At 36.7% G+C, this 14,701-nt stretch carries 12 protein-coding genes; 7 read left to right on the top strand and 5 right to left on the bottom strand.

The genetic code is table 11. From position 1 onward, the window contains the following. The first annotated feature begins 19 nt into the window (after positions 1-19). Positions 20-1,369 (top strand): PEP-CTERM-box response regulator transcription factor, encoded by a 1,350-nt coding sequence (gene prsR, locus KO495_RS15410; protein WP_215981303.1) that lies wholly within the window; start codon positions 20-22, stop codon positions 1,367-1,369. Between the two features lie 70 nt (positions 1,370-1,439). On the opposite strand, the gene KO495_RS15405 is transcribed toward prsR, so the two are convergent. The 5 genes from KO495_RS15405 to KO495_RS15385 all read right to left on the bottom strand — a co-directional run bounded on the left by KO495_RS15405 (position 1,440) and on the right by KO495_RS15385 (position 7,251). Beyond that, positions 1,440-2,483: an XrtA/PEP-CTERM system-associated ATPase gene (locus tag KO495_RS15405; protein WP_215981302.1), complete on the bottom strand. Its 1,044-nt coding sequence runs from the start codon at positions 2,481-2,483 to the stop codon at positions 1,440-1,442. Position 2,484: 1 nt separating this feature from the next. Further along, positions 2,485-4,092: a TIGR03016 family PEP-CTERM system-associated outer membrane protein gene (locus tag KO495_RS15400; RefSeq protein WP_215981301.1), complete on the bottom strand. Its 1,608-nt coding sequence runs from the start codon at positions 4,090-4,092 to the stop codon at positions 2,485-2,487. Beyond that, on the bottom strand, positions 4,052-4,933 hold the full coding sequence (locus tag KO495_RS15395) for an XrtA-associated tyrosine autokinase (RefSeq protein ID WP_215981300.1): 882 nt from the start codon (positions 4,931-4,933) through the stop codon (positions 4,052-4,054). The genes KO495_RS15400 and KO495_RS15395 overlap by 41 nt, the downstream gene beginning before the upstream one ends. A gap of 2 nt (positions 4,934-4,935) precedes the next feature. Next, entirely contained in the window at positions 4,936-6,522 is a 1,587-nt protein-coding gene (locus tag KO495_RS15390; RefSeq protein ID WP_215981299.1) for an XrtA system polysaccharide chain length determinant, read from the bottom strand. A gap of 93 nt (positions 6,523-6,615) precedes the next feature. Next, entirely contained in the window at positions 6,616-7,251 is a 636-nt protein-coding gene (locus KO495_RS15385) for an XrtA/PEP-CTERM system exopolysaccharide export protein (RefSeq protein WP_215981298.1), read from the bottom strand. A 199-nt stretch (positions 7,252-7,450) separates the two neighbouring features. Between KO495_RS15385 and KO495_RS15380 the strand changes: the two genes are divergently transcribed. The 6 genes from KO495_RS15380 to KO495_RS15355 all read left to right on the top strand — a co-directional run bounded on the left by KO495_RS15380 (position 7,451) and on the right by KO495_RS15355 (position 14,699). Then, entirely contained in the window at positions 7,451-8,854 is a 1,404-nt protein-coding gene (locus KO495_RS15380; RefSeq protein WP_215981297.1) for a TIGR03013 family XrtA/PEP-CTERM system glycosyltransferase, read from the top strand. 4 nt (positions 8,855-8,858) lie between these two features. Further along, complete coding sequence (locus KO495_RS15375) at positions 8,859-9,725, top strand: XrtA system polysaccharide deacetylase (protein WP_215981296.1); 867 nt, start codon at positions 8,859-8,861, stop codon at positions 9,723-9,725. A gap of 74 nt (positions 9,726-9,799) precedes the next feature. Next, positions 9,800-10,846 carry a FemAB family XrtA/PEP-CTERM system-associated protein gene (locus KO495_RS15370; protein ID WP_215981295.1) on the top strand — a complete coding sequence of 349 codons (1,047 nt, stop codon included), beginning with the start codon at positions 9,800-9,802 and terminating at the stop codon, positions 10,844-10,846. A 5-nt stretch (positions 10,847-10,851) separates the two neighbouring features. Continuing rightward, positions 10,852-12,114, top strand: a complete 1,263-nt coding sequence (locus KO495_RS15365; RefSeq protein WP_215981294.1) for a TIGR03087 family PEP-CTERM/XrtA system glycosyltransferase — start codon at positions 10,852-10,854, stop codon at positions 12,112-12,114. Next, a complete protein-coding gene (gene xrtA / locus KO495_RS15360; protein ID WP_215981293.1) occupies positions 12,107-13,603 on the top strand; it encodes an exosortase A in 1,497 nt (498 codons plus the stop codon). The genes KO495_RS15365 and xrtA overlap by 8 nt, the downstream gene beginning before the upstream one ends. Beyond that, positions 13,596-14,699 (top strand): TIGR03088 family PEP-CTERM/XrtA system glycosyltransferase, encoded by a 1,104-nt coding sequence (locus tag KO495_RS15355; RefSeq protein WP_215981292.1) that lies wholly within the window; start codon positions 13,596-13,598, stop codon positions 14,697-14,699. Before xrtA ends, KO495_RS15355 begins: the two co-directional genes overlap by 8 nt. Positions 14,700-14,701 lie beyond the last annotated feature (2 nt).

Here is a 14,701-nt window from a genome sequence, read left to right as displayed (position 1 = left end):
CAAAGGAAGTAGCGTCGCAATGGAAAAGTTATTGATTGTTGATGATGATATAGGTATTCAAAAGCAACTAAAGTGGAGCTTAGCAGATTACGAGGTTGTATTAGCTGACTCAAGACAAAGCACTATTGCTGCAGTAAGACGCCATGAGCCTAAGGTAGTTACTTTAGATTTAGGTCTACCACCTGATGCTGCTAATGCCAGTGAAGGGTTAGCAGCACTTAAAGAAATATTAGAAATAGCGCCACATACTAAAGTGATTGTTATTACGGGTAATGATGACCGTACTAATGCATTAAAGGCCATTGAAATGGGCGCGTATGATTTTTATCAAAAGCCTGTAGATTCCGATATTATCAATGTTATTGTTTCAAGAGCCTTTAGTTTATCTACCATAGAAAGTGATAACCGCAGCATGAAGTCTGTAGCGGGCTGTGAGAGCGGTATTATTGGTAGTAGTGAGAGCATAGACCGTTTACGTGTTATGGTGCAAAGAATTGCGCCTACAGAGATTACAGCGCTATTGCTAGGTGAAAGTGGTACGGGTAAAGAAGTGACCGCGAAAGCAATTCACAGTGTTAGCAACCGTAGCAAAAGTCCTTTTGTTGCCATTAACTGTGCCTCTATTCCTGAAAACTTATTAGAAAGTGAGCTCTTTGGTTTTGAAAAAGGCGCTTTTACCGGTGCTCATAAAACCACATTAGGTAAAATAGAATGTGCTCAAGGCGGTACACTATTTTTAGATGAAATTGGCGATATGCCTTATCAGCTGCAAGCAAAGCTCTTACGTTTCTTACAAGAAAAAGTAATAGAGCGCTTAGGCGGTAGAAAAGAAATCCCGGTTGATGTTCGTGTTGTTTGCGCTACTAACCAAAACTTAGAAGAAATGGTCGCTAATAAAACATTCAGAGAAGATTTGTTTTATCGTATAACAGAGATAACACTAAATATTCCGCCGTTGCGTGACAGAGATGAAGACGTACTTATTTTAGCTAACTTTTTCTTACAGCAATATGCAGCTGAATATAAAAGAAATGTTAAATCGTTTGCTAATGATGCCATGTACGGACTAAAAAGCCATCGTTGGCCAGGTAATATCCGTGAGTTACAAAATAAAGTTAAATCAGCGGTAATTATGAGCACTACAAATCAAGTAACAGCCTTTGATTTAGGCTTTTTTGATAAAGAAAATGCTGAATATGAATTATCATTGAATTTACGAACAGTGCGTGAGCAGGCTGAAACGATAGCAATTCAAAAAGCTTATGCATTAACTGAGGGGAATATGTCAAAAGCGTCAGAGCTTTTAGGTATTACACGCCCTACTCTTTATTCGCTTATTGAAAAGTATGGAATAGCGATTAACGTATAGTTAATTAAGGGAATATAAATTCCCTTTTTATCCGATAGAAAAAATAGCAAGTTTTTGGGTCAGAAAGTGTTTAGCTTTCTGACTCTTTTGTTTGTAATTCAGCGTATTGCTTACTTTTTTGCTTAAGTAATTTATCTATATAGCGTGTCATTTTTACTTTTTCTTGAATAGTCGTTTCTAATATTTCTTCGACTTCACGTAAAACATTTTTAATATGTTCAACGTTTTCACTTGAGTTAACAACCACTGGCGTTGTGGTATTATTATCAAAAGCCTCATTTTGGTTACCGTTTAAAGAGCCTGTTAATTCAACTGACATTTCTTCGGCAACTTCATTAATTGCGGCGCAGCTAATCGTGTTTAATTCTTCTAAAAAGCCAAATAGTAATAAGCGATCGACAAAAATATTAATTTTTCGTGGTACACCCAGAGTTTTCTCAAAAATCAATTGAAAAGCATCATCAGAAAAAAGCGCTTCTTTATTACAGTTAGCTTGTTGTAATCTATGATTAATATAATTTTTAACTTCATCTACATCTAAGGGCTTTAAGTGAGCTGAAGCAATAATTCGTTGTCTAAACTGCTCCATATCTGGTGCCGAAATAATTCCCTTTAGCTCCTCTTGCCCTAACAGAAAACTTTGAATAAGTGGTTTATTATCTAATTGAAAGTTAGATAACATACGCAGCTCTTCAACGGTCTCAGCAGGTAAGTTTTGTGCTTCATCAACTAAGAGTAAAGCGCGTTTTCCTTGCTTGTTGAGCGTAATTAAAAAGTTTTCAATCGCTTGTAAAATATCAGCTTTATTATTACTTTTAACATTAATTTTAAACTCTGATGCGACCAATTCAAGCAGTTCTTCAGGAGATAATTTAGTTGTAACTAATTGTGCAGCAACAATATTTTCATCACCAAGGTTAGCTAATAAATTACGTGCTATAGTGGTTTTACCCGTACCTATAGGGCCAGTTATAACAATAAAGCCCTCCCCTTGATCTAGACCATATTGTAAATACGATAACGCTCTTTGGTGGTGGCTTGTCGCAAAGAAAAATCGAGGATCTGGGCTTAATTGAAATGGTCGTTCAGTAAAGCCATAGTAACTTTCATACATATTAAAAATCTTTTGTTATATTGATAGAGGCTCTGACTTCATTATAGGTTCTATCAATGACCGATGACTCCCTATCTAGAAATCTTAAGGTAAAGAAAGCACTTAATGATGAAGCTAACTCTCGAGAATAAGTCGTTGATATCGACTTATAAATATCTTTTTGTCGGCTGCCATTAGGGTTATTTTTATCGAAAGTATTTTCACTGTAGCTCACTAGAAAGTCTAATGCACTTCTCGCGCTAGTTTTACGAGATATTTTAAAGTCAGCTGTTATATAGTCATCAATAATATGCGTACTTAACGCTTCTCTTTCTCTCGTTGAGGCGGTAAATTTAAATGAAGTACGTGAAAGGTTTAGTGTTGACGTCCAAAGTAAGCGCTTATTTAAAGTAAATTCATTATTTTCAACAGGCACTAAATTGTTGAATGCCACTAACTGATAATTAGTAGTATCACTAGGTGGTTGTGCTGCGGGTAAGCAGTTGCTTGATGCTGTATCTTGTGAAACTGGTGATAGACACCAAAAATCGCCTGACTTTTCTTCTTGATAAGAGTATCGGTCAAATATTTCAATAGTTTCAGTATAGTAAATAAGGTTCTTTAGGCGTTTAGTTTGATGTGTTAATTCAAAGTTATATGAATCGCCAAAAAAGCGCTGATTGTAGCCAGCTTTTAATGAAGTTCTAGCGGAAGGCTGCCAATCAACGTTTGCTGCAAGATAGTCATCACTATTATCATTGCCTTCTTGTACGTAGTTGTATGAAACATCTAACGTAAAGTTCTTGGTCGCTAACCACTGAACACCTGGGCCCCATGATGGCGTAGTGTCAGGGTTGGTAGCTGGAATGTTTCCTGTAATCCTTTCATTATAATAGCGAATAAAAGGATTAAGTCGCCAAGAGGTTATTGCCCCTAATTTACTTTCTAAACTATAGTTCTCACCCTGTAAGCTATTATTTTTAAGGTTAGAGAAATTGCCAGTAATTTGCCAAAAAATAGCCCTAGCTGCGTTACCGTTTTTACTATTTAGTATCGCAGTATACCCGTTACTATCACCTATATTATCTTCAGATTCTGTTACGCTGTAGATTATTGATGAATCTAGAATATGATGACTATTTTGAATATTATACTGCAAACCTGCACTATGGATCTGTCGTTGTACGGTATCGCCAGACACTAAATCAGCAAGGCTGTTATTGCTATTACTCTGACTTACATTACTAATGTCTGAGCTAATAATAAGCTGAGGGCCTGATGACCATAGTGAAAATAAACCTTCAAGCTGCATGGTTTGAAAGTCATCATTTAAATCACTGTTATGACTGTATGCCGCTAGGGTTTCTGTGCCTGAAAATGAAATTAAAGCATCTTTAGATTGAAAATTAGCATCAAAGCCAAAAATCAACTGGCTAACAAAGCTTGATGTTTGCTCTTGCTTGGTTAGTTCTACATTATCACTAAAGGTCTCAGTGAAGCCTAAAGATGGAACAAAAGTCCACTCTCCAGCTAGTGTTGTTGGTGATAAGATAAAGCAAGCAGCTAAAAGCGCTGGTTTTTTTGCCACTTTATTTATTTTTTCTACCGTAGCCATAACCGTAATAGCCATAGACATCCTTTTTAGACCTGAGTGTTTTGTTCATCACTATGCCAACAGCTATATCTTTATTGAGCTGTGAAACTGCATTTTTCACGTCATCAACTTTAGTTTTAGACTCTTCAACAACAACAATAGCTTGTCCAACTAAGTCAGATAAAACTGGTGTTTCTGTTACACCGATAATAGGTGGGCAATCAAAAATAACGATACGATCTGGGTAACGTTCAGCTAACTCTTTTGCTAGCTTAGCCATACGTTCACTGGCTAATAATTCATTGGTTAAATGATGAGGTTTACCTGCTGGAATAAGTTTTAGGTTATCAATATTGGTACTATAAATAATATCTGATAACGATGTTACCTCGGCAAGTAAATACTCTAACAACCCTTTTTTGCTTTCAAACTCTAATTCTCTATGAAGACTTGGGCGTAATACATCCGCATCTACTAACAACACGGTTTTATCTTGTTCTAAAGCAATACTAAGCGCCAAGTTAATAGCTATATAGGTTTTACCTTCATTGGGGCTTGAGCTGCTAACCATAATGAGGTTGCTATGGTTTAATGTTTTTGCTGCAAGACCAAAGGCATTATTGATTAATTTACGCTTTATATGGCGAAACTCTTCTTGGATATGGTGGGTACTATTCGCACTATAAATAAAGCCGCGTTCATTTAAGCGCTCACCATTTAGTATAATTTTGTCTTTCTTTACTATGTTTTCGCTGGCGACGGTTTGTGGTGATACCACAACAGTTTCTTCTATTGCGTTATTATCTTTAGTGTCGTTAATATTATTTGATTGCTCAGCTTGTTTTTGTTTAGCCAAGGCTTTTTCAATAGTACTCATGGCTAAAAAATCCTTTTAAGTGGTGCTTGAATGGCGTCAGGAAATAAAAAATAACTAATAAAAGCACTTAACACTAACAGTAACATGATGTTTGAGGCGATAAATATGAAGGTCTTTTTTCTATTCCAGTTTTGTAAACCCAGATTTGCATTTGCTGATACAACACCAAAGATAGGCACACCAGTGACTTTAGCTAGTTGAGTTACCGAGGTTGCCACAGGAGATAATTGGCTCATTAAAAATGATAAAGCAACACCAGTACCTAAACCTAATACGGTGACAACGCCAAATAATACAAATCGCGCAGGACCTGAGGGTTTGGTTGCTGCTCGCGGTGGGTCTATCACTTTAAATTGAATTTTATCCGTGGTTTCATTAGCTTCTTGGGCTAGTTGTGCCGTGGCACGTCGTGATATTAACTGTAAGTACTCTTTATTTTTAAGTTCGTAATCGCGTGTTAATTCTTTAAATTTAGCTTCTACTTCAGGTAGGGTGTGTATTTTTCCCTCAAGATCAATAACCTGTTGGTGATAGTCACTTGCTCTAACATTTAAAGAGGCAATTTGGTTTTCTAAGGTATTGATTTGAATTTGCACTTCTTGAATAACAGGGTTGGTACTTAATCGGTTTAATGTACCGTCATCACCTGAACGTAGTTCAAGATATTTTTTAATTTCATCCGAGCGTTGTTTTTTTAAATGAGTAAGACTACGAGTCACTTCAACTACATCGGGGTGTTTGTCGGTATAGCGTAAAGATAAACCGTCAAGTTGAGTTTCTAGTTCACTAATACGATCATCAAAGGTAGTTTGTATTGAGGTTTCTGATTTGATTTCATTACCTTCGGTCGTTTTAGTATTAACAGATTGTGATAACTGTAGTTTTGCAGATTCGAGCTGGGTCTTTTTTTCTAATATTTCCAGGTTTATTGCTTTTAGCTGTTCTTTACTGCTATTGAGTTTATTGTAATAACCGCCTGATTGACCCGGTAAAACGTCACTATTTCTTTGTTTGAAGTTAGTTAAACGCGCATCTCTTGCTAATAACTCATTTTTACGGTCTTTAATTTGCGCATCTAAGAATTTTTGAGCACTGTCAGAATCGTTACGAGTATCACCCAGCGTATTTTCAATAAAAACAGTTAGTGCGGACTGTACAATGTTTTTAGCCATCTCAGGATCTTTATGCTGAATAGATAAAGTATAAATGTTCTCTCGACCACCACTTGAAATTTTAATTTTTTCTTTTAATCCTTTAATAATAATTTCAAACTCTTCAGGGGTATTGGCTTGTACGTCAAGATCAGTCATACGAGCAATTCGCTCTAAATTAGGTCGGCTTAATAAGGTTTTTACCATTAAGTTAATTTGGATGTTTGGATTGGTTTCAACAGTGAGTCCTTTTAATAAAGGGCGTAGTAGCGATTGAGTATCTACATAAACACGAGCTTCAGATTTATAAACATTGGGCATTATTGATACTAAGTACCAGCCAACAGGACATATAAGCCAAGTCGCAATAATAATATAACGACGTTTTAGCCATATACCCTTAAGATAATCAATAATGTCTTCAAATACTTCTTGCATTCCTAACGTTTAACTCCATGTTTTTTATATGATAAATAGCAGAAAACCCTTGGGTCTTTCTGCTAGGCTTGCTTGTAGATGGTTACTAAATGATTAAAACCACGCTTCAGGTATAATAATTATGTCACCAGGTAACATATCAACATTGGCGCTAATTTCGCCGTCTCTCAGTAAATCGTCAATCATTATTTCGTATTGTTTTTGCTTACCATTCTCTACACGAATTAATACGGCATCATTACCGTCAGCAAATTCAGTTAAACCACCCACTTGAATCATAACGTCAAGTAAAGACATATTCTGAGTGTAATTAATTGCTTGGGGTTGTGCTGCTTCACCTATAACACGTATTTGTTCGCTAAAAGGGCCAACAAAGCTTTGAACGGTTACCGTTACTATCGGGTCACGTAGATAAGTTGCAAGAGTTTCTTCTATTGAACGAGCTAGTTCTGTGGGGGTTTTTCCTGCGACTTTAATGTCTTCAACCAATGAGGTGGTAATCATACCATCAGGTCTGACAACAAAAGAGCCTGAAACTTCGGGGTTACGCCAGACAAAAATATTAAGCACATCACCGGCACCAATTAAATATTTGTATGAATTAATATCTGTAGTAGTTGAGGGCTGTACGGTTGCGGTAGGTAGCGTATTTGAACTACAGCCGCTAAATAAAGCAGCAGTAATAAGCACCAAGAAAACTTTGGCTGTTTCGGTAAAACGTATATCCATGGTTAATACCTTCATTTTGACGTTAAATTTATTTTTTATTCAAAGCCTAATTGTATGGCATTTTTGCTATTTTTAGCAATTTAAATTAACCAATGTAAATAAACAATTAACATTGGTTATTATTTTGTTAGAATAAGCGTCGTTTTTAATCGGTAAATGGTTACGCTGTAGTCATTAGTTAGAGGGAATCAGACCGATCATGTCTAGTTCAAAATTTCGAGATTTATCCGCCGGAAGTAAGTCACTAATTATCATCGAACAAATACTGTTTGTTAGCGCATTATTTTTAGCACTTTATTTTAATGAGTGGTTAGGGTTAGTTGAACATAATAATATACCTAACGGTCTTTTATTATTGTACGCCATTATTTTTGCGTTAATTAATCAATTAAGTTCTTTAGCCTTAGGACTTTACAACTCTAAATTAAGAGAGAGCTTTCGTGGCATATTTCGTAGGATGCTAATGTGTGTAGCCGTAGGATTTTTTGCTGCAACATTAATCAACCCATTTTACGGAGCATATCATTTACCTATTGAAGTAATTGCTATCGCCTCATTATTTAGTGTCGTGCTTGTTAGCTCATTTCGTTATTTAACGTTTAAAATAGATTTTTTTGGTTTTGGCAAGCGCCGAATCTTAGTGGTTGGTGCAGGACAGCGAGCTTCAATTATTGAAAAGAGAATGCGCCGAGATGTCGATAGACAAGACTTCACCGTTCATGGCTTTATTGTTATGGAAGGTGATTCTGAGGAAGGCATTAGAGAAGAAACACGTATAACACTTGATGGTTCATTAGTGAGTTATGCGCTTGAGCATGAAATTGATGAAATTGTTGTTGCTAGCGATGAGCGACGTAATAACTTACCTGTTGATGAATTGTTTGCATGTAAAATTCGCGGTATTGAAATTACCGAAATATTAGACTTTATTGAGCGTGAAACCGGTCAAATAGCGGTTAACCTGATTTACCCTAGTTGGGTTATCTATTCAAATGGCTTTGCTTCTAACAATCATCTGCGCAACACCTTAGATTGGGTGTTTAATGCTTTTATGGCGTTAGGTTTATTATTAGTGACCTGGCCTATTATGCTGCTTACGGTCATCATAATTAAACTAACAGAGGGAATGCATGTTCCTGTTTTTTATCGTCAAGAGCGTGTTGGTTTAGATGGCGAACCATTCAATATTATTAAATTTCGCAGTATGCGTTTAGACGCTGAAAAAAATGGTGCGCAAATGGCTAGCGAAAATGATAACCGTATTACTAAAGTAGGTAATTATTTACGTAAGTATAGAATAGATGAACTACCTCAAATTTATAATGTATTGCGTGGGGATATGGGGTTTGTTGGTCCAAGACCTGAGCGTCCAGAATTCGTGCAACAACTGATTAAAAACATTCCTTATTATAACGAGCGTCATAATGTTAAGCCTGGCTTAACTGGTTGGGCACAGTTGAAGTACCCGTATGGTGCAACTGAGAACGACTCACTTGAAAAATTAAAATACGATTTGTATTACATTAAGCATCGTAGCTTTCTATTAGACTTACTTATTTTAATTCGTACCGTTGAAGTAGTCTTGTTTGGCAAGGGGCGTTAAGTACATGCAGTCTAATAGTAATATTGTAGATACGTTAAACGTGCCTCAAAAACAAGTAATGACAGTCGATGTCGAAGACTATTTTCATGTTTCTGCTTTTGAAAATAACATTCAAAAATCAGACTGGAAAAACTTAGAACTACGTGTTGAAAAAAACACATTTAGGTTGTTAGAGTTATTTGCTGAAAAAAATGCCAAGTGTACCTTTTTCACCTTAGGTTGGGTGGCTGAACGTTGCCCTGAACTAATTAAAGCAATCGTTAATGAAGGTCATGAATTAGCAAGCCACGGTTATGCTCATCAGCGCGCGACTGAAATGAACCCACAACAATTTAAAGATGATGTTGCGAAAAGTAAGCAGCTTTTAGAAGACGCTGCAGGGCAAGCCATCATTGGTTATCGCGCACCAAGCTTTTCATTTAATGACACTAATACTTGGGTCTATCAAATACTGGCTGATTTAGGCTTTGAGTATAGCTCAAGTACTTACCCGATTGAGCATGATCTATATGGTGTGCCTGAATGGCCAAGGTTTATATATAATCGTCCAGAGGGTATTTCAGAGATCCCCGTTCCAACAGTACGAAAAAATGAACAAAATACTGGTATTGGTGGCGGTGGTTATTTTCGCTTGTATCCTTATTGGTTATCGAAAAAACGTATAAATAACTATTTAGCAAATGAGCAACAGCCCTATAGCTTTTATTTTCACCCGTGGGAAATTGATCCAGACCAGCCACGTATTACGAGTGCCTCAATGAAGTCTAAACTACGTCACTATATCAACCTGTCTCGTATGGAAGGCAAAGTGGCGCGCTTATTAGAAGATTACCAATGGGACACTATGAAAAGTGTTTACTTGGGCAAGTAGCTGAGCAAACGTACTTATATGTCGTAATGATCGTTTAATCGAATAACTATCAGTTAAAAATAGAGAATGGAAACTTGAATATTAACAGCCAAATAAAAACCCTTACTTCTGATCAAGCTTGCGCTTGGGATGCTTACGTTAAAAATAATCCGCAAGGAAGTTTTTTTCATTTAAGTGGCTGGAAAAAAGTCATAGAACAAAGTTTTAATCATCCGTGCTATTTTTTGTATGTTGAAACAGAAGGCGTTATTTGTGGCGTTTTACCTTTAGTTGAAGTTAAAAGTAAATTATTTGGTCATGCACTTATTTCAACACCTTTTTGTGTTTATGGTGGTGCAATTGCTGACTCTCCTGAAATTGTGCGAGCGTTAGAAAAAGAAGCTTGCCAGTTAGCCGATAAGCTATCGGTTGATTATCTTGAACTTAGATACCAAGAAAAACAAGACTCCGATCTGTTATTGAAACAAGCGCATAGCACTTTTGGTTGTGAACTTGCTGAAGATAATGAGCAAATATTAGCGAATATTAAAAAGAAACAACGTGCAGTTATTCGTCACTCATTAAAAAATGAGCTTAACTTTTCGCTATCATCAGGCCATGAAAATTTAGCAGATTTCTATGAGTTATTATCTACTAGCTATCGTAATTTAGGTACACCAATATTTAGTAAGAGTTTTTTCACTCATATTATTGATGTTTTTGGTGAGGCTATCGATATTGCTGTGATTAAAGATAAAAATAATCAATTATCGAGTGCGGTAATGAATTTTTACTTTAATGAGCAAGTATTACCTTATTACGGTGGTGGTAATGACAGTGCTCGTGGTTTAAAAAGCGCTGACTTCATGTATTACCAAGTAATGTGTAATGCCAGTGAGAAAGGTTATCGTTGGTATGATTTTGGTCGAAGTAAAAATGATAGCGGCCCTTTTAAGTATAAGAAAAACTGGGGGATGGAGCCTAAGTCACTGTACTACTATTACCACTTAGTTAACGCACAAGAGCTACCTAATTTAAGTCCTAACAACCCAAAATATAAATTGTTTATTCAGTTGTGGCAAAAACTACCTTTAAAAGTTAGTCAGTTTATTGGCCCATTTTTATCTAAGTATTTGGGCTAATAGTGATGAGTAACGAATCGCAACCTCATTCCACTAATAATAAGGTTTCAGTCAAAGAGCCATTATTGTTTCTTTGCCACCGTATTCCGTTTCCACCAAACAAGGGCGATAAAATTCGCTCGTTTAATATTTTAAAGAAGCTGAGTGAAACTTATGCCATTCACTTAGGTTGTTTTATTGATGATCCTTTCGATAAGCAATATGTTGATGGACTCAATAAATATTGTGCTTCTGTCTTTCATCTTGATCAAAATAAAACCTTTTCGAAAATAAAAGGCTTATCAGGCTTTTTTACTGGCAAGCCCATAACACTCCCTTACTATTATGATAAACGTATGGCGCAGTGGACCTCTGCAATAGTCGCTGAGCATAAAATAGCAAAGGTTTTTGTATACTCTTCCTCTATGGCGCAATATTGCCAAGAAAGTCGTTATAGTGCGTTAGAGCGTGTGATTGACTTTGTTGATGTTGATTCAGATAAGTGGCGTCAATATGCACAGAAAAAACAAGGTGTCGCTAAGTGGTTTTTTAACCGTGAATATCGTTTATTAGCACAAGTTGAAGATGAAATATGCGCTGAATTTTCTCACAGTTTGTTTGTTTCTCCCGATGAAGCAGCATTATTTAGCGCACGACAACCGATAGCACTGCAAAAGTCAGTACATGGGGTGCTAAATGGTGTCGATATTGACTTTTTCGATCCACAAGCAGACTTCTCAGCAGAAAGCCCAGTACCTACCGTACCATTTATTAGTTTCACGGGCGCTATGGATTACTGGGCGAATGTCGATGCAGTATTGTGGTTTGTTAAGTACGTTTGGCCGTTTATTATTGCTAAAAACCCACAAGCTATCTTTTGTATTGTTGGCGGTAACCCAAGCAGTGAAGTGTTAGCATTGGCGGATCAGCCTGGTATTGTTGTTACTGGCCGAGTACACGACATTAGACCATTTATTGCTAAGGCAACTTGTGTTGTTGCGCCTTTGCAAATAGCGCGAGGTATACAAAATAAAGTGCTAGAAGCTATGTCATTAAATAAAGCTATTGTGGTAACCACAATGGCGATGGAAGGTATTAACGCCAAAGAATCTAGCGGCGTTGTGATTAGTGATGAGGCAAGTGTATATGCCCAAGCTTGCCTAAAATATTTAAATGACAGCGCAGTCAATTTAAGCAATCGACAGTGGATAATAGACAACTTTACTTGGGAAAATACATTACAGCCATTACAGCAGTACTTTTCTGCAAAGGACATAATTAATGAGTAATTTAACCGGTATGACAATACGTGATAATCGCTTTATTGCTATGTTTGCATTGATTATTGTTGCGTGGGCGGTGCTCTATCAAGATGCGTTATTAAGTATGGAAGCTATATGGGCGCGCTCAGATACGTTTGCACATGGCTATTTTATTCTTCCTATTAGTTTATGGTTACTTTGGCGTGATAAAGAAAACTTACTTGGTAGCCAAGTTAAACCAAGTTGGTTGGCACTACCATTTTTATTCGGTTCACTTTTTGTTTGGTTATTTGCTTATGCAGCAGATATTAATGTTTTAGGGCAGCTTTCGGCGGTTGTTTCATTAATTTGCTTAACTTGGTTTATGGTGGGTAATAACGTTGCGTGGCATTATAAATTTCCATTAGCTTATTTATTATTTGCTGTACCGATGGGGGAAAATTTAATCCCTTGGTTACAAGACGTTACCGCTTGGTTCACTGTATTTTTCCTTGACCTTAATGGTATTCCTTTTTATCGAAATGGCCTTTATATTGAAATACCTACAGGTATGTTTGAAGTTGCCGTTGCTTGCTCGGGAATTCGTTACTTAATCGCTTCTGTTGCCGTAGGCACCTTGTTTGGTTATTTAACCTATAACAAAACCTATAAGCAAATATTGTTTGTGCTTTTTGCGATGATACTACCTATTTTAGCTAACGGAATACGAGCGTATGGCATTGTTGCTATTGCTTATTATTCTGATATGAAATATGCCACAGGAGCTGATCATTTAATTTATGGTTGGCTGTTTTTTGGTTTTGTTATCATGTTAATGTTTTGGATTGGTGGCTTTTTTGCCGATAAAGCCCCAGAAAAAACCTCAGATAACAATGCTGAAGCTGTAAACGAAGAGGGTGATAAAGCCAATAAATCGGCAACAATTAGTCGCTCTAATTATTTACTTTATTCAACTACCTTAGTTATTTTATGTGGCACTCTATTTACATTACGCTCAATACCTACGGTAGATTTAGCGGTAGAGCAAAAGCAGCAGGAAACTAGTAATTCAAGTTGGGGTATAAGCTTTGTTGATGCGATAGAAACTCGTTATGGCGTTATTCGTGGTGCTAATAACGTAAGTGTTGAAGCTTTTAAAGCGTTATACGGCAATAAACAAACCCAAGGCGAATTAATTGTTTGGCAAAATGTTACTCATAATCACGATTTGTGGACCATAGCCTCTCGCAAAGAAGTCATCATTAATAATGAACATGCAATGCTCGTAAACTTACGCAATAGCAGAGGCTTTCCAAGAAGTTATCTTTACCAATATAAAATAGGTGATTACTTTACGGTTAATGCTAATAAAGCCAAATTAATGCAAGCATGGAATAGCTTGACTCAACAATCGGACTTTAGTGAAATTCGCGCAGTTTCTGTTAGTGGTATTACTGATCTTGAAACAGCAGAAAAAACACTTATTGCGGCATTCAATAAGCAAAGTGAATTATTTAAGGATGAAAGTGGTGAGTAATAGTAAGCCAATTATTGCTCACCTTATTTATCGTTTAGATATTGGTGGTTTAGAGCGGGTAATGCTCAATTGTATTAACCAAATGCAAGATGAGAATTACCAACATATTATTATCTCGCTTACCGATGCCAATAACTTTGCGCAAGCCGTAGATAATCCAGTCACTGTACATTGCTTGGGTAAAAAACAAGGGAGTGACTTAGGTATTCATTTTAAGTTGTTTAAACTATTAAGGCAGCTTAAACCGCAGATATTGCACACTTATAATTTACCAACAATTGAGTATCATCCTATTGCTTGGTTAGCTGGCGTGAAGGGGCATATTCATGCAGAGCATGGCCGCGATATTGGAGATCCACAAGGACTGAATAAAAAGCATAACTTTTTAAGAAAAATAATGTCGGCTTTTATTCAGTGTTATGTCTGTGTAAGTGAAGACTTACATTCTTGGTTGGTTAATCATGTTGGCATTACTCAGAAAAAAACGCTATTAATTCAAAACGGCATTAATACCGAAGTTTTTAATATTACTAAAACACCAAGCAAGCAGCTTCGTTTTGCCATTGTCGCGCGTATCACCGCAGTAAAAGATCATGCAACCTTATTAAAGGCTTTTTTATTACTCAAAAACGACATTGGCATTGAAGCATTGCCACAGTTGGCCATTGTTGGTGATGGTGAACAAAGAGTAATACTTGAAACGTTCTGCCAAGAACATGAATTAAGCAACGTTGACTTTTTAGGGGCTCGAGATGATGTTGCACAAATACTCGCCAATACCGACGTATTTGTTTTATCGTCAGTGGCCGAAGGTATTCCTATGACTATTCTTGAAGCCATGTCAGCAAAAACTCCGGTGGTATCCACCAACGTTGGTGGTATTCCAGAAGTGATTACCGATGGTGTTGAAGGTTATTTAGTGGAAAAAAGTAATCCTGAAGCACTAGCTCAAGCTTTAAAGCGTTACATAAAACAACCCGAACTCATTATTGAGCATGGCGAAAATGCCCGAAATAAAGTGCTTACTAATTTTAATGAAACAAACATGGTTAATGCGTATTTGCAGCAATACAAAACGCTAGTTAAAGGACAATAAAC

The organism is Colwellia sp. D2M02 (genome assembly GCF_018860755.1).
Classification (GTDB): domain Bacteria; phylum Pseudomonadota; class Gammaproteobacteria; order Enterobacterales; family Alteromonadaceae; genus Colwellia; species Colwellia asteriadis.
Note: the sequence above shows the minus strand (reverse complement) of the source record. Positions and strands in the feature narration are given on the sequence as shown.

Coding starts and splice junctions, on each gene's coding strand:
- KO495_RS15400 (WP_215981301.1), bottom strand. CDS start 4,092: ATGGCTATTACGGTTATGGCTACGGTAGAAAAAATAAATAAAGTGGCA.
- KO495_RS15380 (WP_215981297.1), top strand. CDS start 7,451: ATGTCTAGTTCAAAATTTCGAGATTTATCCGCCGGAAGTAAGTCACTA.
- KO495_RS15375 (WP_215981296.1), top strand. CDS start 8,859: ATGCAGTCTAATAGTAATATTGTAGATACGTTAAACGTGCCTCAAAAA.
- xrtA (WP_215981293.1), top strand. CDS start 12,107: ATGAGTAATTTAACCGGTATGACAATACGTGATAATCGCTTTATTGCT.
- KO495_RS15365 (WP_215981294.1), top strand. CDS start 10,852: ATGAGTAACGAATCGCAACCTCATTCCACTAATAATAAGGTTTCAGTC.
- KO495_RS15395 (WP_215981300.1), bottom strand. CDS start 4,933: ATGAGTACTATTGAAAAAGCCTTGGCTAAACAAAAACAAGCTGAGCAA.
- KO495_RS15405 (WP_215981302.1), bottom strand. CDS start 2,483: ATGTATGAAAGTTACTATGGCTTTACTGAACGACCATTTCAATTAAGC.
- prsR (WP_215981303.1), top strand. CDS start 20: ATGGAAAAGTTATTGATTGTTGATGATGATATAGGTATTCAAAAGCAA.
- KO495_RS15385 (WP_215981298.1), bottom strand. CDS start 7,251: ATGGATATACGTTTTACCGAAACAGCCAAAGTTTTCTTGGTGCTTATT.
- KO495_RS15390 (WP_215981299.1), bottom strand. CDS start 6,522: ATGCAAGAAGTATTTGAAGACATTATTGATTATCTTAAGGGTATATGG.